This is a genomic window from Arcobacter arenosus (genome assembly GCF_005771535.1).
Classification (GTDB): Bacteria; Campylobacterota; Campylobacteria; order Campylobacterales; family Arcobacteraceae; genus Halarcobacter; species Halarcobacter arenosus.
In genome coordinates this window covers 244209-265655 of the sequence record NZ_VANU01000004.1, presented here as the reverse complement: position 1 = coordinate 265655, position 21447 = coordinate 244209, and the positions used below count along the sequence as shown (strand labels likewise).

General features: G+C 31.2%; 19 protein-coding genes. 15 read left to right on the top strand and 4 right to left on the bottom strand.

The window, feature by feature from the left end:
* Positions 1–5 precede the first annotated feature (5 nt).
* The 3 genes from FDK22_RS10510 to FDK22_RS10500 all read left to right on the top strand — a co-directional run bounded on the left by FDK22_RS10510 (position 6) and on the right by FDK22_RS10500 (position 3628).
* Positions 6–536: a TRAP transporter small permease gene (locus FDK22_RS10510; RefSeq protein ID WP_138152918.1), complete on the top strand. Its 531-nt coding sequence runs from the start codon at positions 6–8 to the stop codon at positions 534–536.
* Complete coding sequence (locus FDK22_RS10505; protein ID WP_138152917.1) at positions 529–1926, top strand: TRAP transporter large permease; 1398 nt, start codon at positions 529–531, stop codon at positions 1924–1926. The genes FDK22_RS10510 and FDK22_RS10505 overlap by 8 nt, the downstream gene beginning before the upstream one ends.
* Positions 1927–2314: 388 nt before the next feature.
* Entirely contained in the window at positions 2315–3628 is a 1314-nt protein-coding gene (locus tag FDK22_RS10500) for an OprD family outer membrane porin (protein WP_171012973.1), read from the top strand.
* Between the two features lie 34 nt (positions 3629–3662).
* Here the strand turns inward: FDK22_RS10500 and FDK22_RS10495 are convergent, their stop codons facing one another.
* Positions 3663–4085, bottom strand: a complete 423-nt coding sequence (locus tag FDK22_RS10495; RefSeq protein ID WP_138152915.1) for a MarR family winged helix-turn-helix transcriptional regulator — start codon at positions 4083–4085, stop codon at positions 3663–3665.
* A gap of 309 nt (positions 4086–4394) precedes the next feature.
* Between FDK22_RS10495 and FDK22_RS10490 the strand changes: the two genes are divergently transcribed.
* From FDK22_RS10490 to FDK22_RS10460, 7 genes are all read left to right on the top strand, one after another.
* The gene (locus FDK22_RS10490; protein WP_138152914.1) at positions 4395–6269 is read left to right on the top strand and encodes an FAD-dependent monooxygenase; all 1875 of its coding nucleotides are present in this window, start codon (positions 4395–4397) and stop codon (positions 6267–6269) included.
* A 10-nt stretch (positions 6270–6279) separates the two neighbouring features.
* Positions 6280–7320 (top strand): TRAP transporter substrate-binding protein, encoded by a 1041-nt coding sequence (locus FDK22_RS10485; RefSeq protein ID WP_212745001.1) that lies wholly within the window; start codon positions 6280–6282, stop codon positions 7318–7320.
* 9 nt (positions 7321–7329) lie between these two features.
* The gene (locus tag FDK22_RS10480) at positions 7330–8043 is read left to right on the top strand and encodes an alpha/beta fold hydrolase (RefSeq protein WP_138152913.1); all 714 of its coding nucleotides are present in this window, start codon (positions 7330–7332) and stop codon (positions 8041–8043) included.
* 2 nt (positions 8044–8045) lie between these two features.
* On the top strand, positions 8046–9071 hold the full coding sequence (locus tag FDK22_RS10475; RefSeq protein ID WP_138152912.1) for an aromatic ring-hydroxylating oxygenase subunit alpha: 1026 nt from the start codon (positions 8046–8048) through the stop codon (positions 9069–9071).
* Between the two features lie 56 nt (positions 9072–9127).
* Positions 9128–9784 (top strand): TetR/AcrR family transcriptional regulator, encoded by a 657-nt coding sequence (locus FDK22_RS10470; protein WP_138152911.1) that lies wholly within the window; start codon positions 9128–9130, stop codon positions 9782–9784.
* 260 nt (positions 9785–10044) lie between these two features.
* Entirely contained in the window at positions 10045–11499 is a 1455-nt protein-coding gene (locus FDK22_RS10465) for a 4-hydroxyphenylacetate 3-hydroxylase N-terminal domain-containing protein (RefSeq protein WP_138152910.1), read from the top strand.
* Positions 11500–11507: 8 nt separating this feature from the next.
* A complete protein-coding gene (locus tag FDK22_RS10460; RefSeq protein ID WP_228711695.1) occupies positions 11508–12017 on the top strand; it encodes an NADPH-dependent FMN reductase in 510 nt (169 codons plus the stop codon).
* An 87-nt stretch (positions 12018–12104) separates the two neighbouring features.
* Here the strand turns inward: FDK22_RS10460 and FDK22_RS10455 are convergent, their stop codons facing one another.
* Both FDK22_RS10455 and FDK22_RS10450 read right to left on the bottom strand, forming a co-directional pair.
* On the bottom strand, positions 12105–13112 hold the full coding sequence (locus FDK22_RS10455; protein WP_138152909.1) for a DUF4062 domain-containing protein: 1008 nt from the start codon (positions 13110–13112) through the stop codon (positions 12105–12107).
* A gap of 74 nt (positions 13113–13186) precedes the next feature.
* Positions 13187–13951 (bottom strand): IclR family transcriptional regulator, encoded by a 765-nt coding sequence (locus tag FDK22_RS10450; RefSeq protein WP_138152908.1) that lies wholly within the window; start codon positions 13949–13951, stop codon positions 13187–13189.
* A gap of 141 nt (positions 13952–14092) precedes the next feature.
* On the opposite strand from FDK22_RS10450, the gene pobA reads away from it, so the two are divergent.
* The gene (gene pobA, locus FDK22_RS10445; RefSeq protein WP_138152907.1) at positions 14093–15286 is read left to right on the top strand and encodes a 4-hydroxybenzoate 3-monooxygenase; all 1194 of its coding nucleotides are present in this window, start codon (positions 14093–14095) and stop codon (positions 15284–15286) included.
* Between the two features lie 46 nt (positions 15287–15332).
* On the opposite strand, the gene FDK22_RS10440 is transcribed toward pobA, so the two are convergent.
* Positions 15333–15818 carry a MarR family transcriptional regulator gene (locus FDK22_RS10440; protein WP_138152906.1) on the bottom strand — a complete coding sequence of 162 codons (486 nt, stop codon included), beginning with the start codon at positions 15816–15818 and terminating at the stop codon, positions 15333–15335.
* Positions 15819–15982: 164 nt separating this feature from the next.
* On the opposite strand from FDK22_RS10440, the gene FDK22_RS10435 reads away from it, so the two are divergent.
* The 4 genes from FDK22_RS10435 to FDK22_RS10420 all read left to right on the top strand — a co-directional run bounded on the left by FDK22_RS10435 (position 15983) and on the right by FDK22_RS10420 (position 21437).
* Positions 15983–18004 carry an acyl-CoA dehydrogenase family protein gene (locus FDK22_RS10435; protein ID WP_138152905.1) on the top strand — a complete coding sequence of 674 codons (2022 nt, stop codon included), beginning with the start codon at positions 15983–15985 and terminating at the stop codon, positions 18002–18004.
* A gap of 32 nt (positions 18005–18036) precedes the next feature.
* Entirely contained in the window at positions 18037–18864 is an 828-nt protein-coding gene (locus tag FDK22_RS10430) for a p-hydroxycinnamoyl CoA hydratase/lyase (protein WP_138152904.1), read from the top strand.
* A gap of 83 nt (positions 18865–18947) precedes the next feature.
* Positions 18948–19979 (top strand): TRAP transporter substrate-binding protein, encoded by a 1032-nt coding sequence (locus FDK22_RS10425; RefSeq protein WP_138152903.1) that lies wholly within the window; start codon positions 18948–18950, stop codon positions 19977–19979.
* 9 nt (positions 19980–19988) lie between these two features.
* Positions 19989–21437: an aldehyde dehydrogenase family protein gene (locus FDK22_RS10420; RefSeq protein WP_138152902.1), complete on the top strand. Its 1449-nt coding sequence runs from the start codon at positions 19989–19991 to the stop codon at positions 21435–21437.
* The last annotated feature ends 10 nt before the right edge of the window (positions 21438–21447 follow it).

Genomic DNA, 21447 nt, shown 5'->3' with positions numbered 1-21447 from the left:
TTATAATGCAAGCTAGATTACGATTATATTTTGAGGGGAAGCTAAAAAGAATATGCCTTTGGTGGGTTTATTTAGCTGGTATTTTACTTTTTATTGTAGTTACAACTACAGTAGTTAATATAGCAGCATTTGGTTTAGATAAGGTGGCTAGAATTTTTGATTCTAACGTTTCTGCACTTTCAGGTTATGAAGATTTGGTTAGATTGCTAACAAGTTGTATTGCTTTAATGTTCTTCCCTTGGGCACAAGCTCAAAGGGGACATGTTGCAGTAGACTTTTTTGCAAATAAATTCTCACCAAAAGTGCAACAATACTTTGATATGCTTTGGTTATTTTGTACATTTATATTTGTAATATTTTTAGCAATTTTAATGTTTATGGGAATGATTGAATCATATGATGATGGTGCAGTTTCAGTTACATTAGGTTGGCCAGAATGGCCATTTTATGCACCTGGAATTATTTCACTTGCTTTATGGGCAGTTGTTTTAGCATTCCAAATATTTTTACATAAAGGAGGAAAAATAGATGGCTGAAAAAGAATTAATTGGTTTACTTGGCCTTGGAGTATTTTTTCTTCTTTTAATATTAAAAGCTAGAGTTGCTTTTGCAATGGCTTTTACAGGAATAGTTGGAACTTATGTATTATCAGTTAATGTTTCTTATATTAGATTTGAACCATATATTATGCAATACAAAAGTTTATTATGGGAAAATTTAGCAAATTATAATCTATCTGTTATCCCTTTATTTATTTTAATGGGATATTTAGCAAATTATACTGGGCTTGCAAAAGATTTATTTGCAGGGATGAATGCAATACTTGGTAGATTCAAAGGTGGAGTCGCAATTACATCAATTGGAGCTTGTGCTGGTTTTGGAGCAGTTTCTGGTTCATCATTGGCAACAGCATCAACAATGGGAAAAATTGCATTACCAGAATTGGAAAAACTTAATTATTCTCCTAGACTTGCAACTGGTACTTTAGCTGCTGGTGGAACACTTGGAATTTTAATTCCACCATCAATTGCATTAATTTTATATTCAATTGTTGTTGAAGCATCTATTATTGAGATGTTTCAAGCTGCAATTTTACCTGGGCTTTTAGCAGTATTATTTTTTATAATGGTAATTGTGATTCAAGTTAGATTAAAACCTGAATTAGCTCCACAATCAAAACCTTTAACAAAAGAGGAAAGAAATAAAGCTTTATGGGGACTAATTCCTGTTGTTTTAACTTTTGGTTCAATTATTTTAGGTCTTGGTTTAGGTTTATTTACTCCTACTCCTGCAGCTGCAGCTGGTGTATTTATTATTGCTATGTATGGAGTATATTTACGAATCAAGAAAGGTAAAGGTGAAGGTTTAACAATCTCAAGATTAAAAACAAGTATTTTAGAAACAGGTGTTACAAGTGCAATGATTTATTTCATTTTATTTGGAGCAGAAGTTTTAAAAGGGTTTTTTACTAGGTCTGGACTTCCACAAGCAATTGCTGATTGGACATCGACACTTGATATGAATGTTTGGCTTATACTAATATTGATTTTATTAATATTTTTAATTCTTGGATTCTTTATGGACTCAATGGCAATGATTCTTGTAGTTATTCCATTTATTTGGCCAGTATTAATCACTTTAAATGGTGGAGAATACGTAACAGCATCAACTGCTGGTTTTGGAATGGACAATGAAGATTTAAAAATATGGTTTGGTATTCTTGCCCTTATATCCGTCGAATTAGGTCTTATTACACCTCCTGTAGGTTTAAATGTATTTATTATTTCAAAAGTTGCGAAAAATGTTCCAATGAATGAGACATTTATTGGAGTTATACCATTTTTATTCGCTGAAATAATTAGAATTGGAGTTTTATTACTATTGCCAATTATAGTATTATTTATGCCACACTTTTTAGCAGGATAACTATTTTAAACAGTATAAGTTTATATTTAAACTTATACTGTAAATAATCAGCTCAAAAAGATAATAAAATGATATTAATATCAACTATTATTATAATAAAATCTCAAAAAAAGCTAAAAAAAATTCCAAATTTATCAAAAAAAATTCATAAATTTAAAAAATAAATACTTATATTTCTTTTTATTAAAACTTTTCAAATAGTCCGTAAAATAGGCTTTTGCTTTCAATGTTTTGAGTTTTGAATTATTTAAAAAATAGAATTCTTATTAAATGCTACGTAAATGCTATGTTTGCTTAAAAAGAACTTATGTCCGTTAAGCGAACTTTAAAAAAACTATTGTTAAAGTTATCGCACAAATGTTCAAAAATTAAAACAAGGGGAAATTTTATGTTTAACGTTAAAAAAGTAAGTTTAGCATTAGCAGCAGTTAGTGCATTAGGTATAAGTGCAAATGCAGGTTCTTTAGTAGAAGCATTGTCAGGGGGAAAAGTATCTGGTGAAATTAGAAATATGACAGTTATGGCTTCTGATGTTAATTCAACTTTAGTAGGACCATACAGAAATGCTAACTCTTCAGCGGTAGCTTTACAGTTAAACTATACAACTGGAGATTTTTATGGATTTAAAGCAAATGTTGGTTTTCAACATGCAAGAAGTTTAGAGATAGAAAATGATAGTGGAGTAGTTTCAAGTGGAGCAAATGCATTTGCTACAGAAAATGAAGGAAGAATTACTCAAGATGGTTCTATGTTATATATTGCAAACTTACAATACAATTTTGCACAAACTGAAGTAAAAGTAGGTAGACAAGGTATTGTTACTCCTTTAATTGCAGTATCAAATGCAAATCCATTAAAAGATACATTTCATGCTTTATCTGTAGTTTCAAAGGATATAGGAAATACAGAGATTAGAGCATATGTAATTAAAGATTGGATTGAAAGATATAATGCAACTAATGATGCAAGAAAAACACATTTTAGTGATCCAACATTATCTTTATATGTAAAAAATACATCAATTCCAAACTTAACATTAGAGGGACAATATTTAGCAGTAAATGATGATATTGGGAATCCTTTAGATGCACCAAGAGCAACAAATGATTCATATTCTACATATTTTGTTCAAGGTGATTATAAATTACCAGTTGATATTCCTTTATCAATAGGAGCATATTATGCAGGTACAGATTATGATGGTGATGTTGCAATTGGACCTACAAATGAGACAACAAATGGTGGAAAAGGTGAAACAACACTATATGGTGTAAAACTTGGTGGTAAAGTATTTGATACAGCATTTAAAATTGCATATACAAAAGTTTCTGATGATAACTCTTTCTTAGGAGCATTAGGTCATACACCACATTTTTTCAAATATAATGGTGGACAAATGTTTACTGATAATATTTATGCAGGTATGACTTCAACTTCTTTAATGGTAATTCCTAAAATTATCCCTAATGTATTTACACTATTTGCATTCTCTTCATATTCACAAAGTGAAAAAGGACAAACAGTAAGTGGAACAAATATGGATGGAGCATCTGAAATCCAAGCAGATTTAAGATATAAATTCAAAGGTGCATTAGATGGTTTATCTGCAAGACTACAATTAGCTCATATTGATTTAGATTTACCAGCTAATAATGATGATACTATGGATATCGCTAAATTATATTTAACATATAAATTCTAATATCTATAAAAATTTAGGGACAAGATTCTTGTCCCTATTCTTTAACTATATCTTGAATCTTCTCTAAATATGCATATAAGTTATCAATCTCATCTTCTGTAAAATTTGATAAGATATTATTTCTAAATTCATTTACAATATCTTGAGTTTTTTCCATAACATCAATACCTTTTTCACTTAACTTTATCATAAAAATTTTATTATCAATTTTTTCTTTTTTTATATAGTCTTTATTTTCTAAAGTTTTAAGTGTTCTACTTATTGTAGTTCTATCTCTACATAAAATAGTTGTTAATTCTGTTTGTTTGATACAACCTTTGTTCATAATTATCTCTAATATTGCTCTTTGTTCTATTGCTATACCAAAAGGTTGAAGTTTTTTATTTATGGAACTATTTAATAAAACAGCAGTATTTGTTACCACAATACCTATTGATTTACCTAATCTTGAAGTCATTAAAATCCTTTTAAAAACAAAACTTTTACATATACATTCTTAAAAGAAATTAAAGTTCTTTTTTTAGTTTTAAAAATGCTATGTTGATGCTATTTTTCCTTAAAAAGAACTTATGTTCGTTAAGCGTACTTTAAAATTTAAGATGTTACCATTTCTAAAGTGTGTTGTATATACAACAAAAAAACAAGAAAGGTAACTCGTTGCCTTCTTTAGGGTTTGCTACTTTACGATTGATTTATTCAATCGGATAAAAGTAGTTAAAAAAGTAGGGTCCCTTTTAACATGGGACATTTTAAAAGGGGGAAGATAATGCAATTTCATGTAAACGGTTTTCATAGAGGAAATCCAGAGATTCAAAAAGTGGCAAAGGGTTTTGAAGGAGAGCAAGGGGAACTACCAGAAAAATTAGATGTTTTAATTATTGGTTCAGGTCCTGCTGGATTAACATTAGCTGCACAATTAGCTCAATTTCCAGAGATTAAAACTAGACTAATTGAAAAAAAAGATGAGCCAATGTATTTAGGTCAAGCAGATGGTGTATCTTGTAGATCAATGGAGATGTTTGAAGCATTTGGATTTGCCGAAAAAGTTTTAAAAGAAGCATACTGGGTAAATGAAACTCATTTTTGGAAACCTGATATAAGTGATACAAACAAAATTGTTAGAGATGCAAAAGTACAAGATGTAAAAGATGGTATTTCATATATGCCTCATACAGTGCTTAATCAAGGTAGAATCCATGATTTGTATATGGAAGTTATGAAAAACTCCCCTACCAGATTAGAAGTAGATTATTCTCATTCTTTAGTTTCTGTTTCTTTTGATAAAAATGACAGTGAATATCCTGTTGTTGTTATTATTGATTGTAATGGAAAAGAAAAAACTGTAAAAACAAAATACTTAGCTGGTTGTGATGGTGCAAGAAGTATAGTAAGAAGTGCTATTGGTGGAGAACTTCATGGCGATAGAGAAGGTCAAGCATGGGGAGTTATGGATGTTTTAGTTAAAACTAATTTCCCAGATTTAAGATTTAAAAATATTATTAAATCTTCAAAAGGAAATATCCTTTTAATTCCAAGAGAGGGTGGACAATTAACAAGAATATATGTTGAACTTGATAAATTAGAGAATAGAGGAGATAGTAAAAATATCACTTTAGATAGATTAAAAGAAGCTGCAAGTGAAATTTTTGCCCCATATATTTTTGATGTTCAAGAGACAGCATGGTGGTCAGTTTATGAAGTTGGACATAGTGTTACTAATAGATTTGATGATGTTGAAGCAAACTTAACAGGTGATTCAAATCCCCATGTATTTATTGCAGGAGATGCTTGTCATACCCACAGTGCAAAAGCAGGTCAAGGTATGAATGTATCTATGGGAGATACATTTAACTTAGGATGGAAATTAGCTTCTGTATTACTTGGAAAATGTGACGCTTCATTATTACATACATATTCAGATGAAAGACAATTAGCAGCACAAGGTTTAATTGATTATGACCACAAATGGGCAAGAGTTATGAGTGCACCAGTTGATAACAAAGCTGTTAATGTAAAAAGTCATTTTATTGAAGGTGGAAGATTTACAGCTGGTTTAACAGTTAAATATCAACCATCAATTCTTACAAGTCAAGGAACTCATCAAGTATTAGCAAGTGGATTTATAGTTGGAGAGAGACTTCATAGTGCACCAGTAATAAGATTGGCAGATGCAAAAAAGATAGAACTTCTAGAGACTATTAAAATTGACACCAGATTTAAATTATATATTTTTAATGATAGATCAAATCCAAATTGTAAAGAATCAGCAGTTTATAAATTGTGTAATTATTTAGAAAATAATCCAAACTCACCAATTTTGAAATATACGAAAAAAGGTGATGCTTTAGATTCGGTTATTGATACTTATGGAATTTTTCAACAAGTTCATCAAGAGATTGAGTTTGAAGAGATTCCATCACTTTTAAGACCAGCAATTGGTGTTTATGGATTAAAAGATTATGAAAAGGCTTATTGCCCAAATTATAAAGAGGGTGAAAATATTTTTGATTTAAGGGGTGTTGATAAAGATAAAGGATGCATATTAATAGTTAGACCAGACCAACATATAGCAGATATTTTGCCATTGGATGCAATTGATGATTTAGAGAATTATTTTAGAAATATATTCTTAGAAAAATAAAGGATAAAAAATGAAAAATATAAAAATGAAAATTTTAGGAATAGTAACAGGTTTAGCAGTAGTATCAAGTAGTTTATGTGCAAGTGAAAAACCAATAAATTTGGTTTTACATCATCTACACAGTCCAAAAGCTCCAACACATACAAAATTACTTATGCCTTGGGCAAAAAAAGTTGAAGAGATGTCAAAGGGAAAAATAAAAGTTGAAGTTTACCCTTCAATGACTTTAGGTGGAAAACCTACTGAACTTTATAAACAAGCTAGAGATGGAGTAGTTGATATTATCTGGACATTAGCAGGTTATACTCCAGGAGTTTTCCCACGAACTGAGGTTTTTGAACTTCCAACTGTTCATCAAGGTTCATCTTTAGCTACATCAATTGCAATAAAAGAGAAATTTGATTTAATCAAAGATGATTATAGTGATGTGAAACCATTATTAGTTTATGTTCATGCTGGAAATGCAATTCATACAACTCAAAAAGAGGTTAAATCACTTGAAAATTTAAAAGGATTGAAATTAAGAACTCCTTCAAGAACAGGTGGATGGCTAATTGAAGAGTTTGGTGCAGAGCCTGTAGGTATGCCATTACCAACACTTCCTCAAGCTTTATCAAAAAATGCAGTTGATGGAGCATTAGTTCCTTTTGAGATTTTTCCAGCATTTAAAATTCATAATCTAACTAAACATTCAATTGTTGGACCAAATGATTCTAGATTTGGAACATCAGTGTTTATTATGTTAATGAATAAAGATAAATTTAATTCTATGCCAAAAGATTTACAAAAAATAATTGAAAAAAGCTTAGATATGGAAATGGTTAAAAAAGCTGGACAATTATGGATGGACTTTGAAAAACCAGGGATTGAAAAACAAAAAGCTTCAAAAGATTCAGATATTACTACATTAAGTGAAAAATCAATGGGTGAGTTTAACAAAGCTGGAGAAAAAGTTGTTCAAAGATGGATTAATGAAGTAAAAGAAAAAGGCATTGATGGAGAGAAACTTGTAAAAGAAGCAAGAGAAGCTATTAATGCAAATACAAAATAAGGTTTAATTATGAAATCTAAAGATTCAATTGTATTTCTATCAGGACTTTTATGTGATAAAACAGTTTGGGAAGATATAAAAAAAGAGTTAGAAGATAGTTTTGACATTACTATGATTTCATTTAAGGGGTATGATTCTATTAAATCAATGGCAAAAAAAGTTTTAGATGAATCACCTGAAAATTTTATTTTGATAGGACACTCTATGGGTGGAAGAGTTGCTCTCGAGGTTTATAACCAAGACTTAAAAAGAGTAAAAGCTTTGGGACTTTTTAATACTGGTGTTAATCCAAGAACTGATGCAGAAGTTCCGGGAAGACAAAAGCTTCTTGACCTTGCTAAAAACGAAGGGATGGATTCAGTTTTAAAACAATGGCTTCCTCCAATGATGGGCAATCAAGGTTTATCAAATGAAAAGTTGATGTCTAAACTTGAAACTATGGTTAAAACCTATAACAAAGATGAGTTTAGCAAACAAATAAATGCACTACTTAATAGGCCTGATGCAAGGGAAATTTTGCCAAATGTAGAAGTGCCTGTTTTACTTTTAAGTGCTACAGAAGATAAATGGAGCCCAATATCACAACATGAAAAGATGCAAGAGTATCTAAAAAAAAGTGATTTAGTGGTAATTGAAAATGCAAGTCACATGGCTCCGTGTGAACAACCTAAACTTGTCGCTAAAGCTATAAGTTCATGGGTATCAAAAAATTTGAAAGGATAAATATGTTTCCAAAAAATGCATGGTATGTAGCAGCTACATCAGAAGAGATTAAAGATAAACCATTTGCAAGAGAAGTTTGTCTTACTAATATAGTTTTTTACAGAAATAAAGAGGGGAAAGTTATCGCCTTAGAAGATTTTTGTACCCATAGAGGTGCCGCGATGTCTTTAGGTTATATAGAAGATGGTGACCTTGTATGTGGATATCATGGTTTAAAAGCTGGGTGTAAGGGTAAAATTATAGAGATGCCGGGGCAAGACCCTAAAAAAATACCATGTTTAGGATATTTCCCAGTTGTTGAAAAATATGGTTTTATTTGGATTTGGCCAGGGAAAAAAGAGAATGCTGATGAATCTTTAATTCCCCATCTAGAGTGGCATGATAATCCTGAGTGGGCATATGCTGGTGGAGTTTTTGATATTAAATGCGATTATAGATTTATGATTGATAATCTAATGGATTTAACCCATGAAAAATATGTTCATGGTTCAAGTATTGGTCAAGAAGAGATTGATGAAAGTCCAGTTACTACTGAATTTGAAGATGGTTTTGTAGTAACAAGTAGATATATGAATGATATAGAAGCACCACCATTTTGGCAAATGTGTATGAAACATAATAACCTTGATCCATCAAAAAAAGTTGATAGATGGCAAAAATCAAAATTTGTTCCACCCGGGGCTGTTTTAATAGATGTTGGAGTTGCTTTAAAAGACAAAGGTGGCAAAGATGCGCCCAAAGAGGATAAGGTAAGATGTACAGTAGTAGATTTTATGACTCCGCAAAGTGAAACCTCAATGTGGTATTTTTGGGGAATGGCAAGAAGTTTTAAGCCTGAAGATAATCAATTAACTCAAGATATCTTAAAAGGTCAGGGTGGTATTTTTGAAGAAGATTTAGAAGTTTTAGAATTTCAGCAAAAAAATCTAGAAAAATTTCCAAATAGAAGTCTAATAAGTTTAGATATTGATGCAGGTGGAAAACTTGCACGAAGAGTATTAAAACAAATGATAAAAGAAGAAGATTAATCTTCTTTTATCCTTCATCTAGCTAAAATCCAATAATTCTCATTTTAAGGTAAAAATTGTCAACTAGAAGAGATGATATATTAGAAACGGCAACACAACTATTTAATGAAAAAGGTTGTATGAATAGTTCAACTAGGCATATAGCTGATAAACTAGGTATTAGTGTTGGGAATTTGTACTATTACTTTAAAAATAAAGAAGAGATAATTATTGCTATTTATGAAAACTATATGGAGTCTATTAGTAGTCATTTAACTTCAATAAAAGATGATATTGATGCTCCTTTTGATTATTATTCACTTTTTTCAACTCAAATGGAATTAGAAAAAAAGTGTGCCTTTTTAAGATTAGAGATTAGTAACTTATATAAAACATATCCAAAAGTAAAAGAAACAATAGAAAAAAGAGTTTTAGAAAAAGCAAAAGAGTTAAAACATCTATTTTTACACCAAGCAAAATATGGATATATGATAAGTTTAGATGAAGATGAACTTCAGTTTGTTTGTTCAAATACATGGGTAATTGGTTCTCAATGGGAACTTTATTGGATATTTACAAAAGTTGAGGATGAAAATCTTAGAAAACTTCATGGAATATTAAATCTTTTATACACTTTGAAACCTTATCACACGCAAAAAGGTTTAGAAAAATCTTCATTGATTAGTTCCATTGAACTAGTTCAAAATAAAATAAAAAATCTAACAAATATCTAATTTTTTAATAAATTTTTAAAAAATTTTAAAATTTCTTTTTTGCATAAATTTTGACTTAAAAATTTATCTTACCAGTAAACTACCTATATATCTATACTTTTTAAAAAAATGCTATTTTAATGCTATTCTAAGCTTATTTGTAACTTTTGTACGTTAAGCGAACTTTAAAATTTATGTAGTTATAGTTTTAGAACAAATGTTCTAAATTTTAAAAAAACTAAAAGTCCCTTCAAAATTGGGACAATTTTTAAGGAGTTACTATGGCAGCAAGAAATGGAAAACAGTATTTAGATGGTTTAAAAGATGAAAGAGAAATCTGGATTGATGGTAAAAAAGTAAATCTTTTTGAGCATCCATCTTTTAAAGGGTCACTACAAGGAATGGCAGGTTATTTTGATTGGCAACATAAATTTTCTGATGATTGTTTAGTTACTGATGATGTTACTGGTGAATTAATGTCAGCTAGTTTAATCTTACCAAAGAATAAAGAGGATTTAGAAAAAAGAGCAAGATGTTTTGAACAGCTTGCAAAATATTCAAATGGGATGTTGGGACGAACACCTGATTATTGTAATGTTGCACTTACAGGTTATGTAAGTAGAACTGATGCTTTTAGAGCTGTAGGGCATGATAAATGGGCAGATAATTTAGAAGCTTTTTATAGAGAGGTTGTTGAAAAAGATTTATCTTTAACCCACACAATTATTCAACCGCAACCTGATAAAAGTCAGCCCGATTTAGATGGGATAAATGGTGAGGTAGCTTTTAAAGTAGTTGAAAGAAGAGATGATTGTATAGTTGTAAGTGGTGCGAAAATCTTAGCAACCCTTGGACCATTTGCCGATGAGTTATTTGTATATCCATCTGCTCCAATAACAAGTAATGGAAGCGCAGACCATGCTTTGATGTTCTCAATACCAGTAAACACAAAAGGTGTGATTATGGTTTGTAGAGACCATTATGAAGTAAATGCATCTATTCAAGATGCACCGTTTTCTTCAAGATTTGATGAGCAAGATGCATATGTAATTTTTGATAATGTTGAAGTTCCACTAAATAGAGTATTTATGGATGGGGATTTAGCATTTTATAATAAAACTGTAATTGACCAATTAGGAAGATATGGAAATATTACTCAACAAACTGGAATTAGAGCAGCAGTTAAGTTAGAGTTTGCATACGACTTATGTCACAGAATGGCAAAAATTATCAAAACAGATAAGAGACCTGAAGTTATTATGATGTTAGGTGAAATTTGGTCTTACTCACAACTGACACGTTCTTCAATCAAAGCAGGATTTGAAGGTGCTCATGACTGGGGTAATGGTGCATTTTTCTTTGATGAAAGTCCAATGAGAGCATTAATAGCTAATATGCCTGCATGGATGATTAGGGTTAATGATATTATCAAAACAATAGGAAGTCACAATTTACTTGCAACTCCAACAGTTGGCTCATATGAAAACCCTGAAATGAAGGATTTACTAAATAAATATATGCCATCTGCAAATGAAGAAGGGGCACAAGAAAGAGCTCAAATATTTAGAATCGCTTGGGATTTTGCAGGTTCAGCCTTGGGTGGAAGAGTTGAATTGTATGAAAGATACTATTTAACTTCTCAACAAAGAAATCAAATGTTTGGACATGTAAATGCACAGAAAAACTTTACATGGAATCAAGTTGAAGAGTTTATGATTAATTCAGGAATCAAATAAGGATTATTATGATGTTTAAAATAGGAATATTAGTAGCTAGTTCTGGTAATAACCAGAAACTAGGTTTAAAACTTGAAGAGTTGGCAATAGAGCAGGGATGTCAAGTAGAACTTATAAATTTAGTTGATTTAGACTTACCTTTATATAGTACAAAAGAGGAAGAAAGAAATGGAGTTCCTGAAGTTGCAAAACATTTGGCTGAAAGAATTTTAGACTTAAAAGCTTTTATTGTTGTAGCTCCTGAATACAATGGCGTAATGCCACCTGTACTAAATAATGCTATGGCATGGACTTCAAGGGCAACAGATAGTTGGAGAGATGCTTTTAATGAAAAAGTTGTAGCAGTTGCAACTCACAGTGGTGGTGGAGGAGCAAAAGGTCTTCAAGCCATGAGAATGATGTTTCAACATTTAGGTGCAAATATTATCGCTAGAGAACTTCTAACAACATATGAAAAACCACTAAATGAAGATACTGCTAATAATATGATTATTCAATTAGCAAAATTAACTCACTAAAATAAAATAGACTTTTTAGTCTATTTTATTAAAAATTATGGATGCATTGAAATAAGTTAGCATTTATATTTTTAGTTTGTTATACATTTACTTATTTTTAGATTCTTGTGTTTTTGTTGATGGGACAGCCCTCAACTGAACCATTAATCTTTCCCCTTTCGGAGTGAAAGACCAAAACATAGCCATGTTTCCCTTAACAGTTTTAGCATAATGAGTATTTATTAACCCCAATGCTTTAAGTTGTACCGCTATAGTTTGAAAATCTTGATTCCTCATACTATTAGTCCGATTACTTAAATTGTCCCGTTCAATAAGTGCATTATGCAAGATAGATTCAACATATTCTTGATTTGGATTTTGTACCAAATATGGAGAAATAATTGAAAATATTTCACGCCATGTAATGTTACTTGACCAGTCACGTTTTCCATAATCATTGTAATATGTGCCAGTTATTGTAAACTCTTCATCTAGGTCAGCAAGTCCTTCTACATTATATGAAGGTGGTGGCTGTATGTTAGCCAACTCTGTACGAAGTAAGATGTTTTCTTTACGAAGCTCATTTAATTCACCGAGTAGCTCCTCGTTAGAAACGGCTGTAGCCCTAACCCAACCTGTGGCTGGGAACATTTTTATGGTCTTTGACAGGCTAAGTGCAACAAGTCCTGGTAAATCTTTTGCTTCATTCCAAAATTTTACTAAGCGATTCGTTTTAACTTTATCTCGAAAAGCTTGTAACTTTTCTCGAAGCTCTGGCTCAATGTCAGATTTCCCAACAGTTATTTCATCAGGATTTTCGTGGAGTAATGCGATTACTTTTAGACCGCATTCGACTGCGTAGTCATATTCTTTTTCAGTGTAACTAATGCCCTCACTAGTGGTGGAACCATAATGACCACCAATTATTAGTAAATAATAATCACAATCGTCAACAATCCTTTTTATGAACTCCCACTGTTCTTCATCAGCTGCTGGGAATAATTCCATACCAGCAGGGATGCAGTCCATCTCCATTAGAGCTTGTGTAACGTGTTGTCTTTCTTTTTTTAGGTCGGCATATGTTGAGCTTACGAAAACCTGATATCTCTTTTCCATATATCCTCCTTATTTTTATTTACATTTAACTATTTATTAGTAATACATTATATGTAAATAATTTATAAAATAACCTAATACATATACCCCATACTACTAGATATCTTCTTTGCAGTTTCAACAACTTTTCCTATATATTTTTGAGCTTTAACTCCATTTATCCTTTGTATTGGTCCCACAAGTGAAACTGCTGCTATGACATTTTTATTGTAGTCTCTTATTGGTGCAGCAATTGAAACTATTCCATCGATAAACTCATTTTCAATATAACAATATCCTAAATCTCTTATTTCCAAAAGTTCTTTTTTTAATTTATCTTCATCTGTTATTGTGTATTTGGTGTATTTTTCTAATCCCTTACTCAAAATATTTTCTATAGTATGAAAATCTTTATATGCAAGCAGGAGTTTTCCTGAACTTGTACAGTGAACTGGATTAACCCTTCCTATATGTGCAAAGATTTGTATTGGAAAACTAGATTTTATTTGCTCCATATATATAACTTTGTTTTTATCTAGTTCAGCTAACTGAACTGATTCAGAAGTATCTTTTGCTAACTCTTCTAAAAAAGGGTGGGCTTCTTTTACTATTTCCATATTTGACATAAGAGCACTATATAAAGTTAAGACTTTATTGCCTAGTGAGTATTTTTGATTTTCAAGATTCTTTTTTACATAACCTTGGTTTAATAAAGTTTTTAAAAGACGACTTACGGTACTTTTTGCTAAGCCTAATTCATTTGAGATTTCAGTTACTCTTTTTTCTGTGTCATCAACTGTAAAACATTCTAATATTTTTAGTGCATTTTCCACTGAAGATAGATTCGAACTTTTGTTCATGAAATTTCCTAAATTTGTTAATTTTTAGTATTTTATTGCAAATTTCTTTTAAAATCACTTATTTTGTTCCATATAGAAGAACAATAGTATTTTATATGGAACAAAAAATTTTTATAATGAATAAAAATAAAAGGGGAAAAGATGAAAACTAAAAAAACTCAAGTTGCAATTATAGGTGCTGGACCTTCTGGTTTATTGTTAAGTTTATTATTACATAAACAAGGTATTGAGTCTGTAATTTTAGAAAGAGTTACAGGTGAATATGTTCTTGGAAGAATTAGAGCGGGTGTATTAGAACAAGGTTTTGCAAAACTTGTTAGAGAAGCTGATGTGGCACACAATATGGATACAATCGGACAAGTTCATGATGCAGTTGAATTTGCAATTGGAGATAAAAGAACAAAAATAGAATTAACTGAATTAACAGGTGAAAGTGTAATTGTTTACGGTCAAGTTGACATCACTAGAGATATGATGGAAGCAAGAGAACAAAGAGGAATCGAAGCATATTATGAAGTAAGCGATGTTCAACCCCACGATGTAAAATCAGATAATCCATATATTACATTTACTCAAAATGGTGAAGAGTTTAAATTAGAGTGTGATTATATTGCTGGATGTGATGGTTTCCATGGTGTTTCAAGACAAACTATCCCTCTTGATGTTAGAACTGAGTATGAAAAAGTTTACCCATTTGGATGGTTAGGACTTATGAGTGATACACCTCCAATTAACCCTGAACTTATTTATGCTAAAACTGAAAGAGGTTTTGCACTTGCTTCAATGAGATCAGATACTAGATCAAGATATTATATTCAAGTTCCAGCTGATGAGGAAATTGAAGATTGGTCAGATGAAAGATTTTGGGAAGAGTTTAAATTAAGAATGCCAGAATCTGCTAGAGATAATTTAATAACTGGACCTAGTATTGAAAAAAGTATTGTTCCAACAAGGTCATTTATTTGTGAGCCATTACAATATGGAAACTTATTTTTAGTTGGTGATGCAGGACATATTGTACCTCCAACAGGAGCAAAAGGATTAAATCTAGCCGCTTCAGATGTATCTACTTTATATAAGATATTAACAAGAGTATATAAAGAGGGTGATAAAGAGTGTATTGAACAATACTCACCAATAGCATTAAGAAGAATTTGGCATGGTGTTAGATTTTCTTGGTGGTTAACAGACCTTTTACATAATTTTGGTGATGACAAAGATTTCTATCAACAAAGAATGGAAGGTTCAGAGTTAGAGTTCTTTTTAAATTCAGAAGCTGGAAGAAAAGTTATTGCAGAGCAGTACGTAGGACTTCCATTTGAAGATTTAAAATAAATGTATAAGGTGTATGAATAGGATAAGTCCTATTCATATATACAGATTAATGAAGAAGTTTTTGAGTTAATTCTGTATAAATCTTTTTTTCTTCTTCTGTAAGTTTTGAAAATCTTTTCTCTTCATATGCAAGCATATCTGAAAAACAAGCTTTACAAACCTTTGCCCCTTCTTCTGTTAACTTCACAAGTTTACTTCTTTTATCAAATTTGTTTTCAAGTCTAACAACATAACCTCTATCTTCAAGTTTTTTTAATACTTTAGTAATAGCACCAGAGGTAAACATCAATTTATTGTATATTTTTGTTGGACTTAATGTATTATCATCATTTTTTGATAAATATAAACATCTCATTACATCAATTTCACTATTTGTAATATTATATTTAGTCTCTTGTATTTTTGTAATACCTTCCCTTAAATCATTATGAAACATGTAAAAAGGGACTACAATAGTCAAAACATCATTGTAAATTTCGGGTTTTTTTTCTTTAACCCTTTCGATTCTTAATTCTAATTCTTTTTTATCCATAGCAAAAGAATAGCGAAACTTAAATTAATCTTCTATAAAAAATATAAGTATCTTAAAAATATTTTACATTTCATTTAAAAGTACTTTACTAGTAAGATAAATTTAAGTTTTTTGTTGATAAACTGACAATATATAAAATGAAATGTGAAAGAAAAGGAAGAGGAATGGGGAAAAATGGACAATCAGCTGCAACGGAAGCTTTAGCTGCGGCAGGTGATCATTTACAAGCTGCTGATGTTGGAGCTTTAGATTCAGCAATGTCTGATGCAATGAAAAAACTAAATGTTACAAAATCAAGTTTAGTTGAAAGATTAATTTATGGTCCACAACCAGATTTATCTGAAATCTCAGCTGGTTCAGTTGAGATGCAAAATGCAAAAACAAAAGAAGCTGATGAGATTTTAGAAACTGCATTAAATTTATTAGAAAGTGGACAAGCTTTTGAAGCTGATGGGAAACTATCAAATACTTTAAGGGAAGAAGTATCTAAGAAAAATGCTTATGGATTTACTGTCCCAGCAGAATATAATGGTTTAGGTCTAAACTATAATCAATTAGCAATTATGGAAGAATCATTGGCGGCAAATGGTATAGGAGCACTAGCTGTTGAAATATCTGGACAATTGACAATTGGTTCAAGTTCATTACTTGGGTATGGAGATGATAGACAAAAATCTATATTTTTACCAATGATTTCTGGGGGAAGAATCACATCTTTTGCATTAACTGAAGTTGGTGTTGGTGTAAATGCTAAAAAAATTCAAGCATATGTTGAAAAAGATGAAGAGAATAATTGCTATAGACTATTTGCCGAAGGAGCTGCAAATAAACATTATATTACTAGTGCTATTTATGGTGGAATAATGGCTATTGCCGCAAGAATTGGAAAAGGTGGTAAAAAAATTGGTTTATTTATCATTGAACTTCCTGAGGGAGATATTTCAAATGATGAGTATAGTTTTAATATTGTTTCTTCAAATTCTGATGCTTTTAAATCAATTTATAACACAAGAATTACTTTCTCAAACTTCCCAATTCCAGTAGAAAATGAAATCAAAGCTGATGGAGTAGAGGTTTTATTTTATTGCCTTAGAATGGGTAGATGTATGTTAACTGCAATGTGTGCAGGTTATCAAAGAATGATGGCATCAGATTCTGTTAATTATGCAATTAAAAGATTAGGAGTAGGTGGTCCTATTATCAAACATGAATTACCTCGTTTAAGAATTGGAAAAATGTTAGGTGGTGCATTAACATCTCAAGCATTATCTCACCTTTCTTTGAATCAAGATAAAAATGGAGTTGATTTAGCTGGTTTAAGAGATATCTCAAAATCTTTTGCAGCAAGTTCAGCTTTAGAATCATTAATCTCTTGTGAAAGAGTTATTGGTGGAAGAAGTTTTGATAGAAGTTCAAGGGTTACAGAAGCTAGAGCAAATATCCATGTATTTGGAATTGTTGAGGGTGAAAATGACTTGATTTTGATGGGTATGATTAAAGATATTACTTCTAATTTCACAAAAGACAATGTTGCAAGTATGTTAAGTGTTTTACAAGAAGCTAACATGAAAAACGGAGAGCCTGTTGAAAAAGATGAAAGAATCTTAAAAATCGATTTAAAAACTTTTATGAAATATCCAGGTAGATGTACAACGGCAACTTTAAAATTACTTGCAAAACCGGGATTTTATAAATTAATCTCTTGGATTATAGGAAATGGTTTAAAGGAGATTCCACATCTATTAGGAAGATTAGTTCCTGTATCTATGAAATCTAGATATGACGAAATTCCAGCAGATTTAAAACCATATGTTCAATATGCAGAAAGAAATCTACGAAAATGTAAATGGCTTTACCTAGGTATGAGTTTGTATTATCAATTAGAACAAACTGGTGCACAGGTTCCAATCCATAGATTGGGTAAAAAAATTGAACTTCTTGTTGCGATGCTTGCACTTTGTGCACATGCATCAAAAATAGATAAGTCTCAACAATCAATTGCAGCTTTATATTCTGAAATACTAAAAGTTGAAATTGAGGGTATTCAGGTATTAAAAGGTTTATCTTCTACTGAAAATTTAAGAAGATTTCTTAAAGAGGTAGGTGATGATGCACAAAATGGAACTAGTACATTAATCAAAGATGTTAAGCTAGAACCATTTGCACATGATTGGCAAATCAAATAAATAAAAAATAAATTTAATAAAAGGAAAAGTATATGAGTAGTGAAAAAGACGTAGTAAAGTACGAAGTAGTAGATGGAATTGCATGGGTTTCTTATAATAGACCAGAAAAAAGAAATTGTATGAGTCCAGCTGTTAATAGAAGAATGATGGAGATTCTTGATGAGTTAGAGTATTCAGATGATGTTTCTGTTCTTGTTTTAACAGGTGAGGGTACTGCATTTAGTGCTGGTATGGACTTAAAAGAGTATTTTGTTGAAAATGAAGCAAAAGGTTTAGGTGCAATTAGACAATCTCAAAGGGAAGCTTATGGATGGTGGAAAAGACTAAGAGATTTTTATAAACCAACAATTGCAATGGTAAATGGATGGTGTTTTGGTGGTGCTTATGGACCATTATTCGCTTGTGATTTAGCATTTGCTGCAAAAGATGCACAGTTTGGATTATCTGAAATCAACTGGGGAATTTTACCAGGTGGAGGTGCGACAAAAGTTGCTGTTGAATTATTAAGTTTTAGAGATGCAATGTATCATTCAATGATGGGGGAAAATGTAGATGGTGAAAAAGCTGCTCAATGGGGATTAGTAAATGAAGCTTGTGATTCAGACAAACTTAAAGATAGAGTTATCGAAGTTTGTAATGTGTTAAAAGAGAAAAACCCAGTTGCTTTACATGCTACAAAACAAGCAGTTAGAAAAGTTTCTGAAATGACATATCAAAATGCAGAAGAGTATTTAGTAAAAGCTCAAGAAGCAGCAAATTATTTTGATAATACTGGTAGAAAAGAAGGAATTAAACAGTTTATTTATGAGAAAACTTATAAGCCAGGTTTAGGTGCTTATAACAAAGATATTGAAAGATAATAAGTTCTTATTAATGTTATTTATTTGCTATGGTGGGACGTTATAATCAGTAGGTAAATATATTACAAAAGGGAAAGACAATTATGAATAAGTTAGTTAAAAAAGCAACACTAGGTTTAGCTGGGTCAATGTTATTAGTAAGCTCATTATGGGGTGCAGAAAAAGCGACAGTTCTTACAATGCATACTTTTTTAAGTCCAAAAGCACCGCCATATGCTAAACTTTTAGAGCCATGGGCAGCTGAAGTTGAAAAACTATCACAAGGGAAAATTAAAATTGAAATGTTTCCATCAATGAGTATGGGTGGTAAACCAAATGAATTATACAAACAAGCTAGAGATGGTGTTGCTGATATTGTTTATACAGTTGCAGGTTATACTCCAGGTGTTTTCCCTAGAACAGAAGTTTTAGAATTACCAACTGTACATACAAACTCAAGTTTAAAAACTGCAATGGCGGCAAAAGACAACTTTGATTTATTAAAAGATGACTTTACAGATGTACATCCACTTGTTATTGCAATGGCTGGTCCATACCAATTAAGTACAGTTAGTAAAAAAGTTGACTCATTAGATGCAGTTAAAGGATTAAAATTAAGATCTCCTTCTCGAACTGGTGCTTGGTATATTCAAGAATTAGGTGCTGAGCCAGTTGGTATGCCTTTACCTGCGGCTCCTCAAGCTTTATCTAAAGGTGCAGTTGATGGTGCAGCTTTACCAATGGAAATTTTCCCAGCATTTAAGTTTCAACAATTAACTAAATACACTACTGAAATCAAAGGTGGTGGAGGATTTGGTGGTTCTGTTCTTTTACTACTAATGAATAAAGAAAAATATGAAAGTCTTTCACAAGAATTAAAAGATGTATTAGCTCAAACTACTGGAAAAAAACAAATTGCTAAATTTGCAAAATTAGCAGATGATTTTGAAGCAATTGGAAAAGGATTACAAGTTAAATCTGGTGGTGAGATTATTACTTTAAGTGAAGAAGAAACAGCAAAATTTGATGCAGCAGGTGAAAAAACTGTTCAAAGATGGGTTGCTGAAATGAATGGTAAAGGTATCGACGGACAAAAAATCGTTGATGCAGTTAAAAAATCTATAGCAAATCAATAAGGTATAAAAATGAAAAAAGAATACAAACTATTTATTAATGGTCAAGATGTTCCTTCATCATCAAATACTATAATTGATGATATCTCTCCTTCTACTGGAAAGGCTTTTGCAAAAGTTCATATGGCTAGTAAAGAAGATATTGAGTCTGCAATTGATGCCGCTCATAAAGCATCAAAATCTTGGGCAAATACAACACCAAGACAAAGAGAAGCAATTCTTTTAAAAGCTGCTGATATTTTTGAAAGTAGAACAGAAGAGATTAGAGAAATCCTAATTACAGAAACAGGTTCTGCTTTTGGTAAATCTATGTTTGAAATTGGTTTAGTTGCTGATATCTTTAGAGTAGCTGCTGGTGAATGTAGAAGAGTATCTGGATATACACATGCTACAAATGAAACTGGTATGTTATCTTATAGTGTTAGAAGACCATTAGGTGTTATTGCTGGAATTGCTCCTTTTAACGCACCTATGATTTTATCTTCTAAAAAGTTTGCATTTGCAATTGCTGCTGGTAACACTTTTGTATTAAAACCTTCAAGCAATACTGCAATTACAGGTCTTATTTTTGGAGAAATTTTTAAAGAAGCTGGACTTCCTGATGGAGTATTTAATGTAATCCCTTGTTCAAGTTCAGTTTTAGGTGAAACTTTCCAAACAGATAAGAGGGTTAAGATGATTACCTTTACTGGGTCAACTGCAACTGGTAAATTAATTGCTTCAAGTGCAGCTGCTAATTTAACTAAATTTACAGTTGAACTTGGTGGAAAATCTCCAATGATTATTTTAAATGATGCTGATGTTGATTATGCTGTTGATACTGCTGCATTTTCTATTTTTATGCACCAAGGTCAAATTTGTATGGCTGGTTCTAAAATTATTGTTCAAGAAGAGATTTTTGATGCCTTTGCTCAAAAATTTGCGGCTAAAATTTCTGGAATCAAAGCTTCTGATCCAAGTTTACCTACAACTATTGTTGGACCACTTATTGAAGAAGCACAATGTAGTTTTATTGATGGATTAGTAAATGATGCTGTTAGTAAAGGTGCTAAAGTGTTATGTGGTAATTCTCATTCAGGATGTTTCTATGAGCCAACTGTTATTTCTGATGTAACATCTGAGATGAAAGTTTATCATGATGAAGCATTTGGTCCTGTTGCGGCACTAATTAAAGTTAAAACTGTTGAAGAAGCAGTTGAAGTTGCAAATATGACAAATTATGGATTAAGTTCAGCAGTTGTAACTAATGATATTGGAAATGCTTTAAAACTATCAGAAGAGATTGAAGCTGGAATGGTTCATATTAATGGACCTACAATCATGGATGAAGCTCATATCCCATTTGGTGGAATTAAAGATAGTGGTATGGGTAGAGAAGGTGGGCACTTCTCTATTGAAGAGATGACTGAACTTAAATGGGTAACTGTTGAAGCTTTAGGTAATCATCCTTATCCATTTTAATTTTGAATCA